The sequence below is a fragment of the Nocardioides panacis genome (genome assembly GCF_019039255.1).
Taxonomy (GTDB): Bacteria; Actinomycetota; Actinomycetes; order Propionibacteriales; family Nocardioidaceae; genus Nocardioides_B; species Nocardioides_B panacis.
The window spans coordinates 3,869,034-3,884,389 of record NZ_CP077062.1 but is presented as its reverse complement, the minus strand read 5'-3'; the positions used below and the strand labels follow the sequence as shown (position 1 = coordinate 3,884,389).

General features: G+C 71.0%; 15 protein-coding genes, 1 tRNA gene and 2 pseudogenes. 13 read left to right on the top strand and 5 right to left on the bottom strand.

Translation table 11 applies throughout. The annotated features are described in order from the left end of the window. Window positions 1–13: 13 nt before the first annotated feature. From chvE to mmsB, 3 genes are all read left to right on the top strand, one after another. Window positions 14–1,102 (top strand): multiple monosaccharide ABC transporter substrate-binding protein, encoded by a 1,089-nt coding sequence (gene chvE, locus KRR39_RS19010; protein WP_367303683.1) that lies wholly within the window; start codon window positions 14–16, stop codon window positions 1,100–1,102. An 82-nt stretch (window positions 1,103–1,184) separates the two neighbouring features. After that, window positions 1,185–2,732 carry a multiple monosaccharide ABC transporter ATP-binding protein gene (gene mmsA, locus KRR39_RS19005; RefSeq protein ID WP_216939012.1) on the top strand — a complete coding sequence of 516 codons (1,548 nt, stop codon included), beginning with the start codon at window positions 1,185–1,187 and terminating at the stop codon, window positions 2,730–2,732. After that, window positions 2,729–4,000, top strand: a complete 1,272-nt coding sequence (gene mmsB, locus KRR39_RS19000; protein WP_216939011.1) for a multiple monosaccharide ABC transporter permease — start codon at window positions 2,729–2,731, stop codon at window positions 3,998–4,000. Before mmsA ends, mmsB begins: the two co-directional genes overlap by 4 nt. A gap of 135 nt (window positions 4,001–4,135) precedes the next feature. On the opposite strand, the gene KRR39_RS18995 is transcribed toward mmsB, so the two are convergent. Then, a complete protein-coding gene (locus KRR39_RS18995; RefSeq protein ID WP_216939010.1) occupies window positions 4,136–5,116 on the bottom strand; it encodes a magnesium transporter CorA family protein in 981 nt (326 codons plus the stop codon). Between the two features lie 128 nt (window positions 5,117–5,244). Here KRR39_RS18995 and KRR39_RS18990 point away from each other — a divergent pair, with 128 nt between their 5' ends. The 5 genes and pseudogenes from KRR39_RS18990 (at window position 5,245) to KRR39_RS18975 (ending at window position 8,345) form a co-directional block, all read left to right on the top strand. Next, complete coding sequence (locus KRR39_RS18990) at window positions 5,245–6,393, top strand: NAD(P) transhydrogenase subunit alpha (RefSeq protein ID WP_216939009.1); 1,149 nt, start codon at window positions 5,245–5,247, stop codon at window positions 6,391–6,393. After that, complete coding sequence (locus KRR39_RS18985; protein WP_216939008.1) at window positions 6,390–6,680, top strand: NAD(P) transhydrogenase subunit alpha part 2; 291 nt, start codon at window positions 6,390–6,392, stop codon at window positions 6,678–6,680. The genes KRR39_RS18990 and KRR39_RS18985 overlap by 4 nt, the downstream gene beginning before the upstream one ends. Next, a pseudogene (locus tag KRR39_RS18980) lies at window positions 6,677–7,603 on the top strand (NAD(P)(+) transhydrogenase (Re/Si-specific) subunit beta); the annotation flags it as partial. The gene KRR39_RS18985 and the pseudogene KRR39_RS18980, both read left to right, overlap by 4 nt. Before the next feature lie 109 nt (window positions 7,604–7,712). Next, entirely contained in the window at window positions 7,713–8,060 is a 348-nt protein-coding gene (locus KRR39_RS25155; RefSeq protein ID WP_367303756.1) for an NAD(P)(+) transhydrogenase (Re/Si-specific) subunit beta, read from the top strand. 111 nt (window positions 8,061–8,171) lie between these two features. After that, on the top strand, window positions 8,172–8,345 hold the full coding sequence (locus KRR39_RS18975; RefSeq protein WP_216939007.1) for a hypothetical protein: 174 nt from the start codon (window positions 8,172–8,174) through the stop codon (window positions 8,343–8,345). Window positions 8,346–8,352: 7 nt separating this feature from the next. Here KRR39_RS18975 and upp read toward each other — a convergent pair whose 3' ends face one another. Further along, complete coding sequence (upp, locus tag KRR39_RS18970) at window positions 8,353–8,994, bottom strand: uracil phosphoribosyltransferase (protein ID WP_216939006.1); 642 nt, start codon at window positions 8,992–8,994, stop codon at window positions 8,353–8,355. A 114-nt stretch (window positions 8,995–9,108) separates the two neighbouring features. On the opposite strand from upp, the gene KRR39_RS18965 reads away from it, so the two are divergent. The 3 genes from KRR39_RS18965 to KRR39_RS18955 all read left to right on the top strand — a co-directional run bounded on the left by KRR39_RS18965 (window position 9,109) and on the right by KRR39_RS18955 (window position 10,203). After that, a complete protein-coding gene (locus KRR39_RS18965) occupies window positions 9,109–9,606 on the top strand; it encodes a tRNA adenosine deaminase-associated protein (protein WP_216939005.1) in 498 nt (165 codons plus the stop codon). A 26-nt stretch (window positions 9,607–9,632) separates the two neighbouring features. After that, window positions 9,633–10,073: a tRNA adenosine(34) deaminase TadA gene (tadA, locus tag KRR39_RS18960; RefSeq protein ID WP_216942812.1), complete on the top strand. Its 441-nt coding sequence runs from the start codon at window positions 9,633–9,635 to the stop codon at window positions 10,071–10,073. Window positions 10,074–10,116: 43 nt separating this feature from the next. After that, window positions 10,117–10,203: transfer RNA gene (locus KRR39_RS18955), tRNA-Ser, on the top strand. Window positions 10,204–10,249: 46 nt separating this feature from the next. On the opposite strand, the gene KRR39_RS18950 is transcribed toward KRR39_RS18955, so the two are convergent. Beyond that, window positions 10,250–11,065 carry a COG4705 family protein gene (locus KRR39_RS18950; RefSeq protein ID WP_216939004.1) on the bottom strand — a complete coding sequence of 272 codons (816 nt, stop codon included), beginning with the start codon at window positions 11,063–11,065 and terminating at the stop codon, window positions 10,250–10,252. Window positions 11,066–11,254: 189 nt separating this feature from the next. On the opposite strand from KRR39_RS18950, the gene KRR39_RS18945 reads away from it, so the two are divergent. Next, window positions 11,255–11,914, top strand: a complete 660-nt coding sequence (locus KRR39_RS18945) for a hypothetical protein (RefSeq protein ID WP_216939003.1) — start codon at window positions 11,255–11,257, stop codon at window positions 11,912–11,914. 7 nt (window positions 11,915–11,921) lie between these two features. Here KRR39_RS18945 and KRR39_RS18940 read toward each other — a convergent pair whose 3' ends face one another. Continuing rightward, on the bottom strand, window positions 11,922–13,103 hold the full coding sequence (locus KRR39_RS18940; RefSeq protein WP_254185262.1) for a pyridoxal phosphate-dependent aminotransferase: 1,182 nt from the start codon (window positions 13,101–13,103) through the stop codon (window positions 11,922–11,924). Window positions 13,104–13,333: 230 nt separating this feature from the next. Here KRR39_RS18940 and KRR39_RS18935 point away from each other — a divergent pair. Then, window positions 13,334–14,816 (top strand): annotated as a pseudogene (locus KRR39_RS18935) (potassium/proton antiporter). Here the strand turns inward: KRR39_RS18935 and KRR39_RS18930 are convergent. After that, window positions 14,813–15,355: a LytR C-terminal domain-containing protein gene (locus tag KRR39_RS18930; protein WP_216939002.1), complete on the bottom strand. Its 543-nt coding sequence runs from the start codon at window positions 15,353–15,355 to the stop codon at window positions 14,813–14,815. The pseudogene KRR39_RS18935 and the gene KRR39_RS18930 sit on opposite strands and share 4 nt — an antisense overlap. Window position 15,356 lies beyond the last annotated feature (1 nt).

Below are 15,356 nucleotides of genomic sequence, written 5' to 3'. Positions count from 1 at the left end.
GAGCAACAACGAGATGGAGAAGTCAGTGCGCAAGTTGATCGCGACAGTCGCCGGCACCGCTCTGGCCCTGAGCCTTGCGGCTTGCGGGGGCGGCAGTGACTCCGCCGGTGGCGGGGACAAGGGCACCATCGGTGTCGCCATGCCCACGAAGTCGTCGGAGCGTTGGATCGCCGACGGCAACAACATCAAGAAGCAGCTCGAGGCGGCCGGCTACAAGGTCGACCTGCAGTACGCCGAGGACGACATCCCGACCCAGGTCAACCAGGTCGAGAACATGGTCACCAAGGGCGAGAAGATGCTCGTCATCGCCGCCATCGACGGTACGGCGCTGGGCGACGTGCTCTCGACGGCCAAGGACACCAACATCCCGGTCATCTCCTACGACCGGCTGATCAGGGACACCGACGCCGTCGACTACTACGCCACCTTCGACAACGAGAAGGTCGGCGAGATCCAGGCGCAGTCGCTGGTCGACGGCCTCAAGGCGGGCGGCGCGGCGCCGTACAACGTGGAGCTGTTCGCCGGCTCGCCGGACGACAACAACGCCACGTTCTTCTGGAACGGCGCGATGAAGGTCCTCAAGCCGATGATCGACTCCGGCGACATCAAGGTGGTGTCCGGCCAGACCAAGTTCGAGCAGGCCGCCATCCTGCGCTGGGACCCGGCCACGGCCCAGAAGCGCATGGAGGACATCCTCACCAAGAGCTACACGCAGGAGACCGTCAACGGCGTCCTCTCGCCCTACGACGGCCTGTCGCTCGGCATCATCGCGGCGCTGAAGTCCAACGGCTACTCGGGCGGCGGCAAGAAGCTGCCCGTCGTCACCGGCCAGGACGCCGAGGTGCAGTCGGTCAAGTCGATCCTCGCGGGTGAGCAGTACTCCACCGTCTTCAAGGACACCCGCGACCTCGCGAAGGTCACCGTGGCCATGGTGAAGGCCATCGGCGACGACAAGAAGCCGGAGGTCAACGACACGAAGACCTACGACAACGGCACCAAGGTCGTCCCGTCCTACCTCCTCGACCCGCTGTCGGTCACCAAGGAGAACGTGCAGACTGCTCTCGTCGACACCGGCTACTACACCGACGCCGAGCTCAAGTGATCCACGCCGTGGTGCCCCGGTCCGCCTGGACCGGGGCACCACGGCACCCCACCGCCCCACTCCCGTCCGGAGGAACCCGCACATGAGCCAGCCGATCCTGGAGATGCGCTCCATCACCAAGGAGTTCCCTGGTGTCAAGGCGCTCAGCGACGTCAGCCTCACCGTCAACCGCGGTGACATCCACGCCATCTGCGGGGAGAACGGCGCCGGCAAGTCCACGCTGATGAAGGTGCTGTCCGGCGTCTACCCGCACGGCACCTACGACGGCGACATCTTCTTCGACGGGCAGGTGGTCGAGTTCAAGGACATCCGGCAGAGCGAGGCGGCCGGCATCGTCATCATCCACCAGGAGCTCGCGCTGATCCCCGAGCTGTCGATCGCCGAGAACATCTTCCTCGGCAACGAGACCGCCAAGGGCGGGATCATCAGCTGGGACCGGGCGAACCGCCAGGCCATCGAGCTGCTCGCCCGGGTCGGCCTGGCCGAGAACCCGCTGACCCAGGTCAAGCACCTCGGCGTCGGCAAGCAGCAGCTCGTCGAGATCGCCAAGGCGCTGTCGAAGGAAGTGAAGCTGCTGATCCTCGACGAGCCCACCGCCGCGCTGAACGACGACGACTCCCAGCACCTGCTCGACCTGCTCAAGGGCCTGCAGGGCAAGGGCATCACCTCGATCATGATCAGCCACAAGCTCAACGAGATCGAGCAGATCGCCGACGAGATCACGATCATCCGGGACGGCCGGACGATCGAGACGCTCGCCGTCGCCGCGGACGCCGTCGACGAGGACCGGATCATCCGCGGGATGGTCGGCCGGGACCTCGAGAACCGCTTCCCCGAGCACGTGCCCGAGATCGGCGACGTGCTCTTCGAGCTCCGCGACTGGTCGGTGATGCACCCGCTGGACGCGTCCCGCGCGGTCATCCGGGACGCCAACCTCTCCGTCCGCAAGGGCGAGATCGTCGGCATCGCCGGCCTGATGGGCGCCGGTCGCACCGAGCTGGCCCGCAGCGTCTTCGGCCGGTCCTACGGCAGCCGGGTCGAGGGCCGGCTCACCCTGAACGGCAAGGAGCTGCACCTGCGCTCGGTGCACGCCGCGATCGACGCCGGCATCGCCTACCTCACCGAGGACCGCAAGGTGCTGGGGCTGAACCTCCTCGACGACATCAAGCGCTCGATCACGTCGGCCGGGCTGGACAAGATCCGCAAGGGCCTGACGGTCGACCAGCGCGAGGAGGTCGTGGTCGCGGAGAAGTACCGCACCAGCATGAACATCAAGACCCCCACCGTGAACGAGGGCGTCGCCAAGCTGTCCGGCGGCAACCAGCAGAAGGTGGTGCTGTCCAAGTGGATGTTCACCGACCCGCAGCTGCTGATCCTCGACGAGCCGACGCGCGGCATCGACGTCGGCGCGAAGTACGAGATCTACGGCGTCATCCAGCGGCTCGCCAAGCAGGGCCGGGGTGTCATCGTGATCTCCTCCGAGCTGCCCGAGCTGCTCGGGCTCTGCGACCGCATCTACACCCTCGCCGAGGGTCGCATCACCCAGGAGTTCAGTCGCGCCGAGGCTAACCAGGAGTCACTCATGCGCTACATGACCAAGTCGACACAGGAGCAAGAGGTAGTCCGATGAACTCGCTGAAGAACGCGCTGCGCGGCAACGTCCGCCAGTACGGGATGGTCATCGCTCTCGTGGCCATCGTGGTGCTGTTCCAGATCACCACCGACGGCATCCTGCTGAGGCCGCTGAACCTGACCAACCTGTTCACCCAGAACGCCTCGATCCTGATCCTGGCGATCGGCATGGTGATCGTCATCATCGCCCGGCACATCGACCTGTCGGTGGGCTCGGTCGCCGCGTTCACCGGTGCGGTGGCCGCGATCCTGATGACGAAGTACGACGTCCCGTGGGTGCTCGCGGTGATCCTCTGCCTCGTGCTCGGCGCGGCCATCGGCGCCTGGCACGGCTTCTGGGTCGCATACGTCGGGATCCCGGCGTTCATCGTGACGCTGGCCAGCATGCTGATCTTCCGCGGCCTGACGCTCGTCGTGCTCAAGGGCGCCACTGTCGGCGGCCTGCCGGACGGCTTCGAGGCGATGGGCAACGGCTTCCTGCCCGACGTCGGTCCGGACACCGGCCTGTCCAACCTGACCCTGGTGCTGGCCGCGCTGCTCGCGGTGTTCCTGGTCGCCCTGGAGTTCCGCAAGCGCGCCTCGGCGGTCCGCTACAACTTCGACGTGGTCCCGGTCGGGCTGTTCTACGCCAAGCTCGTCGCGATGGTCGCGGTCATCATGATCTTCGCCTACCTGCTGGCGCAGTACCGCGGCGTCCCGATCGTCGGCCTGATCCTGTTCGTGCTGATCGGCGTCTACGGCTTCATCACCCAGCGCACGGTGACCGGTCGGCACGTCTACGCCATCGGCGGCAACGTCGACGCGGCCACGATGTCCGGTGTCCGCACCAAGCGCATCGACTTCCTGGTGATGACCAACATGGGTCTGCTCGCCGCCCTGGCCGGCATGGTCACCGCGGCCCGCCTGACCGCGGCCAACCCGAAGGCCGGCACGAACTTCGAGCTCGACGCGATCGCCGCGGCGTTCATCGGCGGCGCGGCCGTCACCGGCGGTGTCGGCACGGTGGTCGGCGCGATCATCGGTGGCTTCGTGATGGGTGTCCTGAACAACGGCATGTCGCTGATGGGCATCTCGATCGACTGGCAGCAGACGGTCAAGGGCCTGGTGCTGCTCGCCGCGGTCGCCTTCGACGTCTGGAACAAGAAGCGCACGTCGGTCGGAGGTGGTGCCGGGGCCGAGGAGTCCTCGGACAAGGCGCCGCCGCCCGAGGAGCTGGTCGCCGAGATCGAGCAGGAGAAGGCCCACGACACGGAGGCCAGGACCTAGCCGCACCCCGTTCCCCCCCGAACCACCCGCTGCACCCGAGCACCCCGGAGCCCCTCGCGCCGGGGTGCTCGTGCGTCCGGCCGACCCGGCGTCTCCGGCGGCGGATCGACCCCCGACCCGGCGACTCCGGCGGGCTCACCACCACCCCTGCCGCCGCGCCCACCGCAGCAGCAGCCCGGAGATCGTCACCATCACGATCACGACCACGACCAGCTGGGTGACGTGCGTGTGCTGGTTGACGATCACGTTCATCCCGTAGACCGACGCGATCGCGGTGACCGGCAGCGTCACGGCGGCGATCACGGCCAGCCGCTCCATCGCCAGCGTCATCTTGGTGTTGACCTTGGTCTGGTAGAGCTCGATGACCCCGAACAGGAACTGCGCCTCGCCGTCCGCGATCGAGCGGACCCGGTCGAACTGGTCGGCGAGGTCGTGCGCGAGGTGCCGGGCGTCGTCCGTGACGAACCGGTCCAGCGAGCCCATCCGGGCGTACACGTCGTGGGTCTGCGCGGCCATCGTGCGGGCGGTGATCAGCTCGTGGCGGATCAGGAACATCCGCTCCAGCAGCGTCTCGGGGTCGACCAGCTGCGAGGCCATCACGTGCTGCTCGAGGTCGGGGAGCTTCTCCGCGACGTCGCCGACCAGGCCCCGCTGGCGCCGGGCGACGGCCGAGGTGACGGCGTACGACAGCTCGGCGGGCGTCGTGGGGCGGAACCGGCCGCCCTCGATCCGGGCCAGCACCCCGGCGGTCTCGACGAGCGCCGCGGCCGGGTCCACGACCGGGTTCAGCGGGCCGTGCACGGTGACCAGGAACCGGTCGCCGACGATCTGGTCGAGCTCGAGGAGGTGCACGTGCCCGGCCGCACCGAGCAGCGGGCTGTGCACCGTCACGAAGTAGTGGTCGGCGTAGCCGTGCACGGTCGGGACGTGGTTGCGCTGCTTGCAGGCCTCGACGACGAGGGGGTGCACGCCGAGCCCGGCCAGGAAGCCGTCGACCTGCTGGTCCCAGACCGGTACGTCGACCCAGAGGAACCCGTCGTCGCGCTCGAGCAGCACGACGACGTCGTCGCTGTCATGGGGGTGCGCGCCCTCTGCGTCCACGAACCGCACGTCCATCTGCCCAGCGTGTCCCTCGCCGGCGGTGCCGTAAAGCACCCGCCCGGACGGACGGGCCGCGGCGACACGGGTGAGACCGGTGTCCCAAATGGTGGCCGCCCCGCGGCGGGTGCCCTAGGTTGCCCAAGGTGAGGATCGCAGTGGCCCTGGAGACCCGGACGGGCGAGACCCGGGTCGCGCTCGTCCCCGAGCTGGTCGGCAAGCTGACCGGGCTGGGGTACGTCGTCGTCGTCGAGCCCGGCGCCGGCGCCGGCGCGCTGCACGACGACGAGGAGTACGTCGCGGCCGGCGCGGAGGTCCTCGAGGAGCCCTGGCTGGACGCGGACGTGGTGGTGTCGGTGAACCCCCTCGACGCCTCCGTCGTACGTCGCCTGCGGGCCGGCACGGCCACCGTCTCGTTCCTGCCCGTCAACCAGTCCCTCGACCTGGTCGCCGACCTGCGGGACTGCGACGTGACGTCGTTCGCGATGGAGCTGGTGCCGCGCATCTCGCGGGCCCAGTCGATGGACGCGCTGTCCTCGCAGGCGCTGGTCTCGGGCTACCGCTGCGCGATCGTCGCGGCCGGGCTGCTGCGCCGCTTCTTCCCGCTCAACATGACCGCCGCCGGCACGGTCCCGCCCGCCCAGGTGGTGGTGCTCGGTGCCGGCGTCGCGGGCCTGCAGGCGATCGCCACCTCCAAGCGCCTCGGCGCCGTCGTCAAGGCGTACGACGTCCGGGCGGCCGCCGCGGAGGAGATCCGCTCGATGGGCGCGATCGCGATCGAGCTCGAGCTCGAGACGCTGGAGGGCACGGGCGGCTACGCCCGGGAGATGACCGAGGACCGGGCTGCCCGGCAGCGTGACCTGCTGGCGCCGTACATCGCCGACGCGGACGCGCTGATCACCACCGCCGCGGTGCCCGGCCGGAGCGCGCCGCTGCTCGTGACCGCGGAGATGGTCGAGCAGATGAAGCCCGGGTCCGTCGTCGTGGACCTGGCGGCCGAGTCCGGCGGCAACGTGGAGGGCGCCCAGCCGGGGAAGGTCGTGCGGGTCGGCCACGCCCAGGTCTGGGGTGGCGCGAACGTGCCGGGCCAGATGCCCGGGCCGGCCTCCCGGCTCTACGCCCAGAACGTCGTCAACCTGGTCACGCTGATGACCCGCTCCGGTGGCGAGGGTGACGGGGAGGCGCTGTTCGCCCCCGACTTCGACGACGAGATCGTCGCCGGCTCGTGCGTCACCCACGGCGGCGCGATCCGGCACGAGCCCACCCGCGCCGCCCTGGAAGGGGACGCACCATGAGCGAGCCCATCGTCTGGCTGACGATCTTCATCCTCAGCGTGTTCGTCGGCGTCGAGGTGATCGCCAAGGTCTCCTCGACGCTGCACACCCCGCTGATGTCCGGCGCCAACGCCATCCACGGGATCATCCTGCTCGGCGCGATCCTGGTCACCGGCTACGCCGGGACCACCCTCGAGCTCGTGATCGGCCTGGTCGCGGTGGTGCTGGCCACCGTCAACATGGTGGGCGGCTTCGTGGTCACCGACCGGATGCTGCAGATGTTCACCCGGAAGAGGCCCGCCAAGTGACCGCGACCCCCGTCTGGGCCCAGCTGGCCTACCTGCTGGCCGCCGTCTGCTTCATCCTCGCCCTCAAGGGCCTCTCGTCCCCGCGCACCGCCCGCGCCGGCAACCTGGTCGGCGCCGTGGGCGCGGTGCTCGCCTGCGTGGTCGTGTTCTTCTACGCCGAGCTCGACCACGTCGTGCCGATCCTGGTCGCCATCGCCGTGGGTACGGCGGTCGGGCTGGTCGGCGCTCGGCGCGTGCAGATGACCCAGATGCCGCAGCTCGTGGCGCTGTTCAACGGGGTCGGCGGCGGCGCCGCGGCCCTCGTCGCGCTGCTCGAGCTCGGCGACCTGGTCGGCACCTCCGCGCCGGGCTTCACGCTCGCCGCGACCGCGTTCACGATCCTGGTCGGCTCGGTGTCGTTCTCCGGCTCCCTGGTCACCTTCGCCAAGCTGCAGGAGCTGATGACCTCACGGCCGGTGGTGTTCCCCGGCCTGCCGGTGGCCTTCGCCCTGGCGCTGCTCGGCTCGGTGGCGCTGGCCGTCGCGACGGTCACCGGGCCCGCGGTGTGGATCGGGACCGTGCTGGCCCTGGTCGGGCTGCTGCTCGGCGTGCTGCTCGTGCTGCCCGTCGGCGGCGCGGACGTGCCGATCGTGATCTCGCTGCTGAACGCGTTCACCGGCCTGAGCGTCGCGGCCGGCGGCTACGTCCTGGACAACACGGTGCTGCTGGTCGCCGGCACGCTGGTCGGGGCGAGCGGCACCTTCCTGACCAAGCTGATGGCGTCCGCAATGGGCCGCTCGGTGGTCAACATCCTGTTCGGGGCCCTCAAGGGCGGGTCCACCCTGGGCGCCGGGGAGGCGTCCGACCGGCCGGTGCGCTCGGCCGGCCCCGAGGACGTCGCGATCCTGCTCGGCTACGCCCACCGGGTGATCATCGTCCCGGGCTACGGCCTCGCGGTCGCCCAGGCCCAGCACACGCTGCGCGAGCTCGTCGACGTGCTGGGGGGAGCGCGGCATCGAGGTCGACTACGCGATCCATCCGGTCGCCGGCCGGATGCCCGGCCACATGAACGTGCTGCTCGCCGAGGCGCAGGTGCCCTACGAGCAGCTCAAGGAGATGGACGACATCAACTCCGAGTTCAAGCAGGCCGACGTCGTCCTGGTGGTGGGCGCCAACGACGTGGTGAACCCGGCGGCGAAGACCTCGCCCGGTGCCCCGATCTACGGCATGCCGATCCTGAACGCCGACGAGGCCCAGCAGATCGTCTTCCTCAAGCGCTCGATGCGCCCCGGGTTCGCGGGCATCGAGAACGAGCTGCTCTTCGACCCGAAGACCACGCTGCTGTTCGGCGACGCCAAGGACACCCTCGGCAAGCTGCTCAGCGCGGTCAAGGCCCTGTGACCCAGACCTCCACGCAGACCGAGTCACCTATCGGCGGCAGCGTCGTTAAGCCGTCGACGGCCGGCCGGGCCACCCGCTGCCCGTGCCGCCGTGACACAGGAGGTCAGCCGCATGCCCGATGACGAGAACAGCCCCTACAGCCGCCCCGACGGCCACCGCTACGAGGCCCCCGAGTCGGACGAGGAGCGCAGCTCCAAGAGCTGGAGCTACCTGGTCCTCGGCCTCGTGGTGCTCGGCCTGATGGTGCTGATCGCCACCGGCGTCGTCCCCATCTTCAGCTTCTGAGCGCCGCTCAGCCCACCACGCCGTACAGCCGGTCCCCGGCGTCGCCGAGCCCCGGCACGATGTAGCCCTTCTCGTTGAGCCGCTCGTCCATGCCCGCGGTCACGACCGTGACCGGGATGTCGAGGCCCTCGAGCTCCTTCTCCAGGCGCGCGCAGCCCTCCGGGGCGGTGAGCAGGCAGATCGCGGTGATGTGGTCGGCGCCGCGCTCCACCAGGAACCGGATCGCCGCGGCCAGCGTGCCGCCGGTCGCCAGCATCGGGTCGAGCACGTAGCACTGCCGCCCGGACAGGTCCTCGGGCAGCCGCTCGGCGTACGTCGACGCCTCGAGGGTCTGCTCGTTGCGCACCATGCCCAGGAAGCCGACCTCGGCCGTCGGCAGCAGCCGCATCATGCCGTCGAGCATCCCGAGCCCGGCCCGCAGGATCGGCACCACGAGCGGCTTGGGGGTGGCCAGCTTGATGCCCTCGGCGTCCGCCACCGGCGTGCGCACGGTCACCGTCTCCACGCGTACGTCGCGGGTGGCCTCGTAGGCCAGCAGCGTGACGAGCTCGTCGGCGAGCTGGCGGAAGGTCGGGGAGTCGGTGCGCTCGTCCCGCAGGGTGGTCAGCTTGTGCGCGATCAGCGGGTGGTCGGCGACGTGGGTACGCATGGCGGCAAACCTAGTGCGTCCGGCCGCGGTGGTGCGAGCGCGGGCGACCTGTCATCCTCGGAGGGAAACGTCAACGGGGCCGGTCGGGACCACGGGGATGTACTGGGAGGCGACATGTCGCAGGAGACGGACGCGAACGTCGAGGGCGTCGACTTCGCTCTGGTCGCCTACCGCGAGGAGGGGGTCTGGCGGCTCGAGGAGCTCGAGCCCGAGAAGGCCGCGGACCTCGACGAGCTGGCGGTGGAGCTGCGCCGCTACCCCGGCGACGGCGGGGCGCTCGGCCTGGTCTCGGTCGACGAGGACTTCTTCCTGCTGCTGCGGGTGACCGGCGCCGAGACCCGGCTGCTGCTCTCCGACGTCACCGCCGCCACCGACTGGCCCATCGCCGCCTCCGTGGTGGAGCACCTCGACCTCCCGCTGCCCGACGACGAGGAGGACCAGGAGCCGGCCGGCGACCTCGGCATCGTCTCCGACCTGGGGCTGCACGCCATGGACATGGGTGCGCTGATCGACGACTACGAGCTCTACCCGGACGAGATGCTCGGCGACATCGCCGGCAAGCTGGGCTTCGGTCGTCTCTACGACGAGGTCGTCGGCGCCAACGCCTCGTGAGCACGTCGGCCCCCTGGGTCCCCGCGATGCGCGAGGCCCTCGACGAGGCGCGCGCGGCGCTGGCCACCGACGACGTGCCCATCGGGGCCGTGGTGCTCGACCCGTCCGGCGCGGTCATCGGCCGGGGCCGGAACCGCCGCGAGGCGGACGCCGACCCGACCGCGCACGCCGAGGTCGTCGCCCTCCGCGAGGCGGCCGCCGTCCGCGGCGAGTGGCGGCTGACCGGCTGCACCCTGGTCGTCACCCTCGAGCCGTGCACGATGTGCGCCGGCGCGGTCGTGCTCTCCCGGCTGGACCGGCTGGTGTTCGCGGCGTACGACGAGAAGGCCGGCGCCGTGGGGTCGCTGTGGGACGTCGTCCGCGACCGGCGGCTGAACCACCGCCCGGAGGTGCTCACCGGCGTGCTCGCCGAGGAGTCCTCGGCCCTGCTCGTGGAGTTCTTCGCCGGGCACCGCAGCACTCCCTGACGCGATTTCTGCGCACCCGTCCCGGTCTAGTACCCTCGTCGGCGGTGGCGTGTCCGAGCGGCCTAAGGAGAACGCCTCGAAAGCGTTTGTTGGCGCAAGTCAACCGAGGGTTCAAATCCCTCCGCCACCGCCGGTTGACCCGCCCCGGACCTCGGTCCGGGGCGGGTTCTCTGTTCTCAGTCCGTCGCGTAGTCGGGCTCGGGCTCCGGGAGCACGGGGCCGGCAGGCTCCTCGTGGTGGCTGCGGTGCGTGCCCTCGACGTCGCCGTGGGTGATCGTCAGGTAGCCGACCAGGGCGGCGAACAGCGCGAGCCCCAGGCCGAAGACGGGACCGTCGCCCCAGCCGAGACCGCCGTTCGACGGGGGCTTGCCGAGCCAGTCGGCCACGGAGGCGCCGAGCGGCCGGGTGAGCACGTAGGACGCCCAGAACGCGATCGTGGCGTCCAGGCCGCCCCGCCAGAGCGCCAGCGGCACCAGGATCAGCACCCCGAAGAGCACGATCGACCAGGCGAACCCGAGGCCCATGTCGATGGCGGTGGTGTCGCCCAGCGCCGTCCCGAGCCCGAAGGTGAGCAGCACGGTGGCCCAGTAGAACCGCTCCCGGCGGGCGGTGGTGATCGAGTGCACCGACAGGGTGCCCTCGCTGAGCCGCCACCAGAGGAGCACGCCGACCAGCAGCACGACGTAGAGGGCCGAGTCCACGGCGTACGGCGTCCCGAGCAGCACGTGCGGGCCGTCGGCCACCATGGTGCCGAAGAGGGCGACCGACAGCACCGTGACCCAGTAGCGGACCGGGTGGTACGTCGTGGCCCGCAGCTGCAGCCGCAGGGCGAGCAGGAAGCCGCCGATCCCCACCACCGCCGCCAGCGGGATGCTCACCGTCCCCAGGAAGTCGGCCCCCGCCTCGCCGATGCCGGTGGTGAGCAGCTTGACCACCCAGAAGAGCAGGAAGACCTCGGGGACCTTCGGGGCGCGGAAGACTCGTGGGCTCATACGGGACAGCCTGGGACGCATCGCCTGACCACCACCTGACCGGTCCCACCGGCCCGGCGACTGACCCGGAAAGGGGCTTGTGGGGCGGCTGGTCCCGGGCGCAGACTGACGGAAAAGGTCGCACTCACGGAGCTGGTCATGATGATCCAGAGGACCCACAGCACACCTTCCGTCCACGCCCCTGACGCCATGCCGGTGCTGTCCCGGGGCAAGCACAGGTCGCCCAAGAAGGGCGCCTGCTTCATGGAGCTCGCCTCCTTCCTCGCCGGGGAGGCCTGGTCGGACCACCCGGGCTGCACCCATCCGCTGCTCGCGTCGATGGCGCGCGACGTCAACGACCACGTCGACGACTTCGCCCGCAGCCGGCTCGTCCCGCTGATCCCGGAGGTCATCGGTCTGCACGGCGACGACCCGCGGGTGGACGCCTGGATCGCCCGGGAGGCCGCGCTCGCGGCGCTGCCGGTCGCAGCCTCGGAGCGCCAGGGCGTCGCGGCGGTCGGCCTGCTGCGCTGCGAGCGGATGCTCAACCAGCTCGAGGGCCGGCCCAAGCACCACCTCGACCCACGGACCCGGGCCCGGCTCGACGAGGTGCCGCTCGCCCGGGACTGGGCCCGGGGCTTCTCGGCGCTCGGCTGGGGCAGCAGCACCAGCTTCGCCAAGCGCAGCGCGCCGGCCATCGTGCACTCGGCGGTGTCCGGCATCGCCGCGGCGAGCGTGCCGAACTCCGACGAGCTGCTGGTCGACCTGCTGGCGCACACGATCACGCTGTGCCGCGAGTGGTTCGCGCACGAGCCGGTGCCGCTGGGCGAGGACCTGTGGCGCCAGACCGTGCGGATGACCCAGCGCTGACCGTCCGCTAGGCCGGCGGGAGCCAGTCCTCCAGCCGGACCAGGGCCTCGGCCACGTCGTCGGTCGCGCCCGCGAACGACAGCCGCACGAACCGGTTGCCCACCTCGGTGTCGAAGTCCACGCCGGGCGCCGTGGCGATGCCGGTCTCGCGGAGCAGCCGGTGGCAGAACGCCATCGAGTCGTCGGTCAGGTGCCCCACGTCGGCGTACACGTAGAACGCCCCGTCGGCCGGTGCCAGCCGGTCGATCCCGAGCCGGGGCAGGCCGTCGAGCAGCAGCCGGCGGTTGTCGGCGTACCGCGCGACGTGCCCGTCGCACTCGGCGTACGACGCGTCGGTGAACGCCGCGACGGCGGCGTGCTGGGACAGCACCGGCGGGCAGATCGTGAAGTTGCCGGTCAGCACGTCGACCGCCCGCCGCAGCCGCTCCGGCACGAGCATCCAGCCGATCCGCCAGCCGGTCATCGAGAAGTACTTCGAGAACGAGTTGAACACCACGGCCTCGCGGGAGGTCTCCCAGGCCGAGGCGTGCTGCATCGGGGTGGCGTACTCGATGCCGTGGTAGATCTCGTCGCTGATCAGCTGCACGCCGTGCGCCTCGCACCAGGTGGCCAGCGCGGCCAGCTCGGCCGGCGCCAGCATCGTTCCGGTCGGGTTGGCGGGGCTGGCCACGACCAGTCCCTGCACCGGCTCGTCGAGGGCTTCCAGCATCGCCACCGTGGGCTGGAAGCGGGAGCCGGGACCGGCCGGCAGCTCGACGACCTCGCAGCCCAGCGCGGTGAGCACGTTGCGGTAGCAGGCGTAGCCGGGGCGCGCGATCGCCACCCGGTCGCCGGCCTCGAAGGCCGCGAGGAACGCGAGCAGGAAGCCGCCGGAGGAGCCCGTCGTGACCACGACGTCCGCGGGGTCGACGGACAGGCCGTGCATCCGGGCGTGGTGCCCGGCGATCGCCTCGCGCAGCTCCGGGATGCCGAGGGCCACCGTGTAGCCGAGCACCTGCTCGTCGAGCGCCCGCCGCGCGGCGTCGCGCACCGGGACGGGTGCGGGCGTCGACGGCTGGCCCGCGACCAGGTTGAGCAGGTCCCCGTGCGTGCGGCCCCGCTCGGCGGCGGCCGCGAGCAGGTCCATCACGTGGAAGGGCGGGACGTTCGCCCGGCTGGCCACCGACTGCATCGCGAGAAGGGAAGGCATCGCCCCACGCTAGCCGTGCGGCCGGATGCCCGGGCAGACCGTCCCATCGGACTATGGCGTCTCGTGTGCGCGAAGGGGGACGGTGGTCACCCGAGCGGACCCCGCTCGCCACGGTCGCGGCCGTCCTTGTCCATCCCCCGGCGAGGGCGGCCGCTTGCGTCACCCGACACTAGGATGAGCACCCGCCCCCTGCCGAAGCCGAGGTGACAGTGAGCTTCGACGCGCACCAGATGGACATGGTCCTGCTGGTCGGCGCGGTCGTGATGCTCGTGGCGATCCTCGCCGTCCGGGTCTCGGTCCGCGTCGGTCTGCCCAGCCTCCTGATCTACCTGATGATGGGCGTGCTGCTCGGCGAGTCGGGGCTGGGCATCCAGTTCGAGGACGCCAACGTCGCGCACGCGCTGGGCTTCCACGGCGCTGGTGCTGATCCTGGCCGAGGGCGGCCTGACGACCCACTGGGCCGAGATCCGGCCGGCGATGCGGCTGGGCGTCTCCCTGGCGACGGTCGGCGTCGGGGTGAGCGTGACCGTGATGGCGCTCGGTGCGCACTACCTGTTCGGCCTGGACTGGCAGCTCGCGGTGCTGCTCGGTGCGGTGACGTCGCCGACCGACGCGGCCGCGGTGTTCTCGGTGCTGCGCCGCGTCCCGCTGCCCCGCGGGATCACCGGCGCCCTCGAGGCCGAATCGGGCCTGAACGACGCGCCGACCGTGCTGCTGGTGTCGCTGGTGAGCACCGGCGCGGCGCTGGACCACGGCGTGCTGGGCTTCGTCGGCATCGTGGCCTACGAGCTGGCCATGGGCGTGGTGGCCGGCCTCGCGGTCGGCTTCGGCGGCGCCTGGCTGATGCGCCGCGTGGCGCTCCCGTCCTCGGGCCTGTACCCGATCGCGGTGCTGACCCTGGCGATCTTCGCCTACGCCGGTACGGCGGCCCTGCACGCGTCCGGGTTCGCCGCCGTCTACACGGCGGCGCTGGTGCTCGGCAACAGCGAGCTGCCGCACCGCGCCGCGACCCGGTCCTTCTCCGAGGGGGTCGCCTGGCTCGCGCAGATCGGGCTGTTCGTGATGCTCGGCCTGCTCGTGTCCCCCGAGCGGATCTCGGTCTACCACGTGGTGGTCGCGGCGCTGGCCGGCCTGCTGCTGACGTTGGTGGCCCGGCCGCTCTCGGTGATCGCCTGCTCGTGGGCGCACCGGATGAGCGTGCGCGAGCAGGTCTTCGTGTCCTGGGCGGGGCTGCGGGGCGCCGTACCCATCGTGCTCACCACGATCCCGCTCGCCGAGAACGTGGCCGGCGGCGAGGAGCTGTTCGACATCGTCTTCGTGATGGTGGTGATCTACACGCTGCTCACCGGCCCGACGCTGCCGTGGGTCGCCGACCGGCTGGGGGTCACGGTGCGTGGCGAGCCGCGCGACATCGAGGTCGAGGCCGCACCGCTGGAGCGGATCGCGGCCGACCTGCTGCAGATCAACATCACCCGCAAGTCCCGCCTGCACGGCGTCGAGGTCGGCGAGCTCCGGCTGCCCGTGGGCGCCTCGGTGTCCCTGCTCGTCCGTGACGGGCTGACGCTGGTGCCGGACCAGCGGACCGTGCTGCGCCGCGGCGACGACATGCTGGTGGTCACCCCCCGCAGGTGCCGGGAGGCCACCGAGGCGCGGCTGCGGGCGGTGTCGTTGCGCGGCCGGCTGGCCGACTGGCTCGGTGGCGAACGGGCCTAGCCGGCGGGCGAGGCGCTGGGGACCGGGACGCACACCGAGGAGCTCTTCCGCACGGTGAGCACGTGCCGGGCCTTGGCGAGCTTGGCGAACTTGTTGCCGACGACCACGTCGACGCCGGGGCCGAGGTCGGTGTCGGTGACGACCACCTTGGTGCTGCGGCCGAACTGCCGGGCGACGAGCGTCGCGGACAGGTCGTTCCTGGTCGTGGTGAAGACCCGCACCCGCCGCACCTTGGTGCCGGAGGGGGCGTTGCCGGTGTCGCCGGCCGTGAACCCGCGCTTGGCCAGGGACTGCAGCGTCTCGTCGGCGAGACCGGAGCGGGTGCCGCCGTTGAAGACGCTGACCTGGACCTGCGTGGAGCGGATCCGCTGGCCCTTCTTCACGACCTGCGTGGCGCAGGTCGGGGAGGGGCTCCCGGCCGCCTGGCCGCTGTCCGGGAGCGGCGCGAACAGGGACTTGGAGCCCAGCACCACCCCCACCACCAGGATGCCGACGAGCACGAGCAGGGTGATGCCGGTCGTGAGGTGACGGTGGGCCACG

Coding starts and splice junctions, on each gene's coding strand:
- KRR39_RS18940 (WP_254185262.1), bottom strand. CDS start 13,103: ATGCCTTCCCTTCTCGCGATGCAGTCGGTGGCCAGCCGGGCGAACGTC.
- KRR39_RS25155 (WP_367303756.1), top strand. CDS start 7,713: ATGCCCGGCCACATGAACGTGCTGCTCGCCGAGGCGCAGGTGCCCTAC.
- upp (WP_216939006.1), bottom strand. CDS start 8,994: ATGCGTACCCACGTCGCCGACCACCCGCTGATCGCGCACAAGCTGACC.
- KRR39_RS18945 (WP_216939003.1), top strand. CDS start 11,255: ATGCCGGTGCTGTCCCGGGGCAAGCACAGGTCGCCCAAGAAGGGCGCC.
- mmsB (WP_216939011.1), top strand. CDS start 2,729: ATGAACTCGCTGAAGAACGCGCTGCGCGGCAACGTCCGCCAGTACGGG.
- mmsA (WP_216939012.1), top strand. CDS start 1,185: ATGAGCCAGCCGATCCTGGAGATGCGCTCCATCACCAAGGAGTTCCCT.
- KRR39_RS18975 (WP_216939007.1), top strand. CDS start 8,172: ATGCCCGATGACGAGAACAGCCCCTACAGCCGCCCCGACGGCCACCGC.
- tadA (WP_216942812.1), top strand. CDS start 9,633: ATGCGCGAGGCCCTCGACGAGGCGCGCGCGGCGCTGGCCACCGACGAC.
- chvE (WP_367303683.1), top strand. CDS start 14: ATGGAGAAGTCAGTGCGCAAGTTGATCGCGACAGTCGCCGGCACCGCT.
- KRR39_RS18995 (WP_216939010.1), bottom strand. CDS start 5,116: ATGGACGTGCGGTTCGTGGACGCAGAGGGCGCGCACCCCCATGACAGC.
- KRR39_RS18950 (WP_216939004.1), bottom strand. CDS start 11,065: ATGAGCCCACGAGTCTTCCGCGCCCCGAAGGTCCCCGAGGTCTTCCTG.
- KRR39_RS18965 (WP_216939005.1), top strand. CDS start 9,109: ATGTCGCAGGAGACGGACGCGAACGTCGAGGGCGTCGACTTCGCTCTG.
- KRR39_RS18985 (WP_216939008.1), top strand. CDS start 6,390: ATGAGCGAGCCCATCGTCTGGCTGACGATCTTCATCCTCAGCGTGTTC.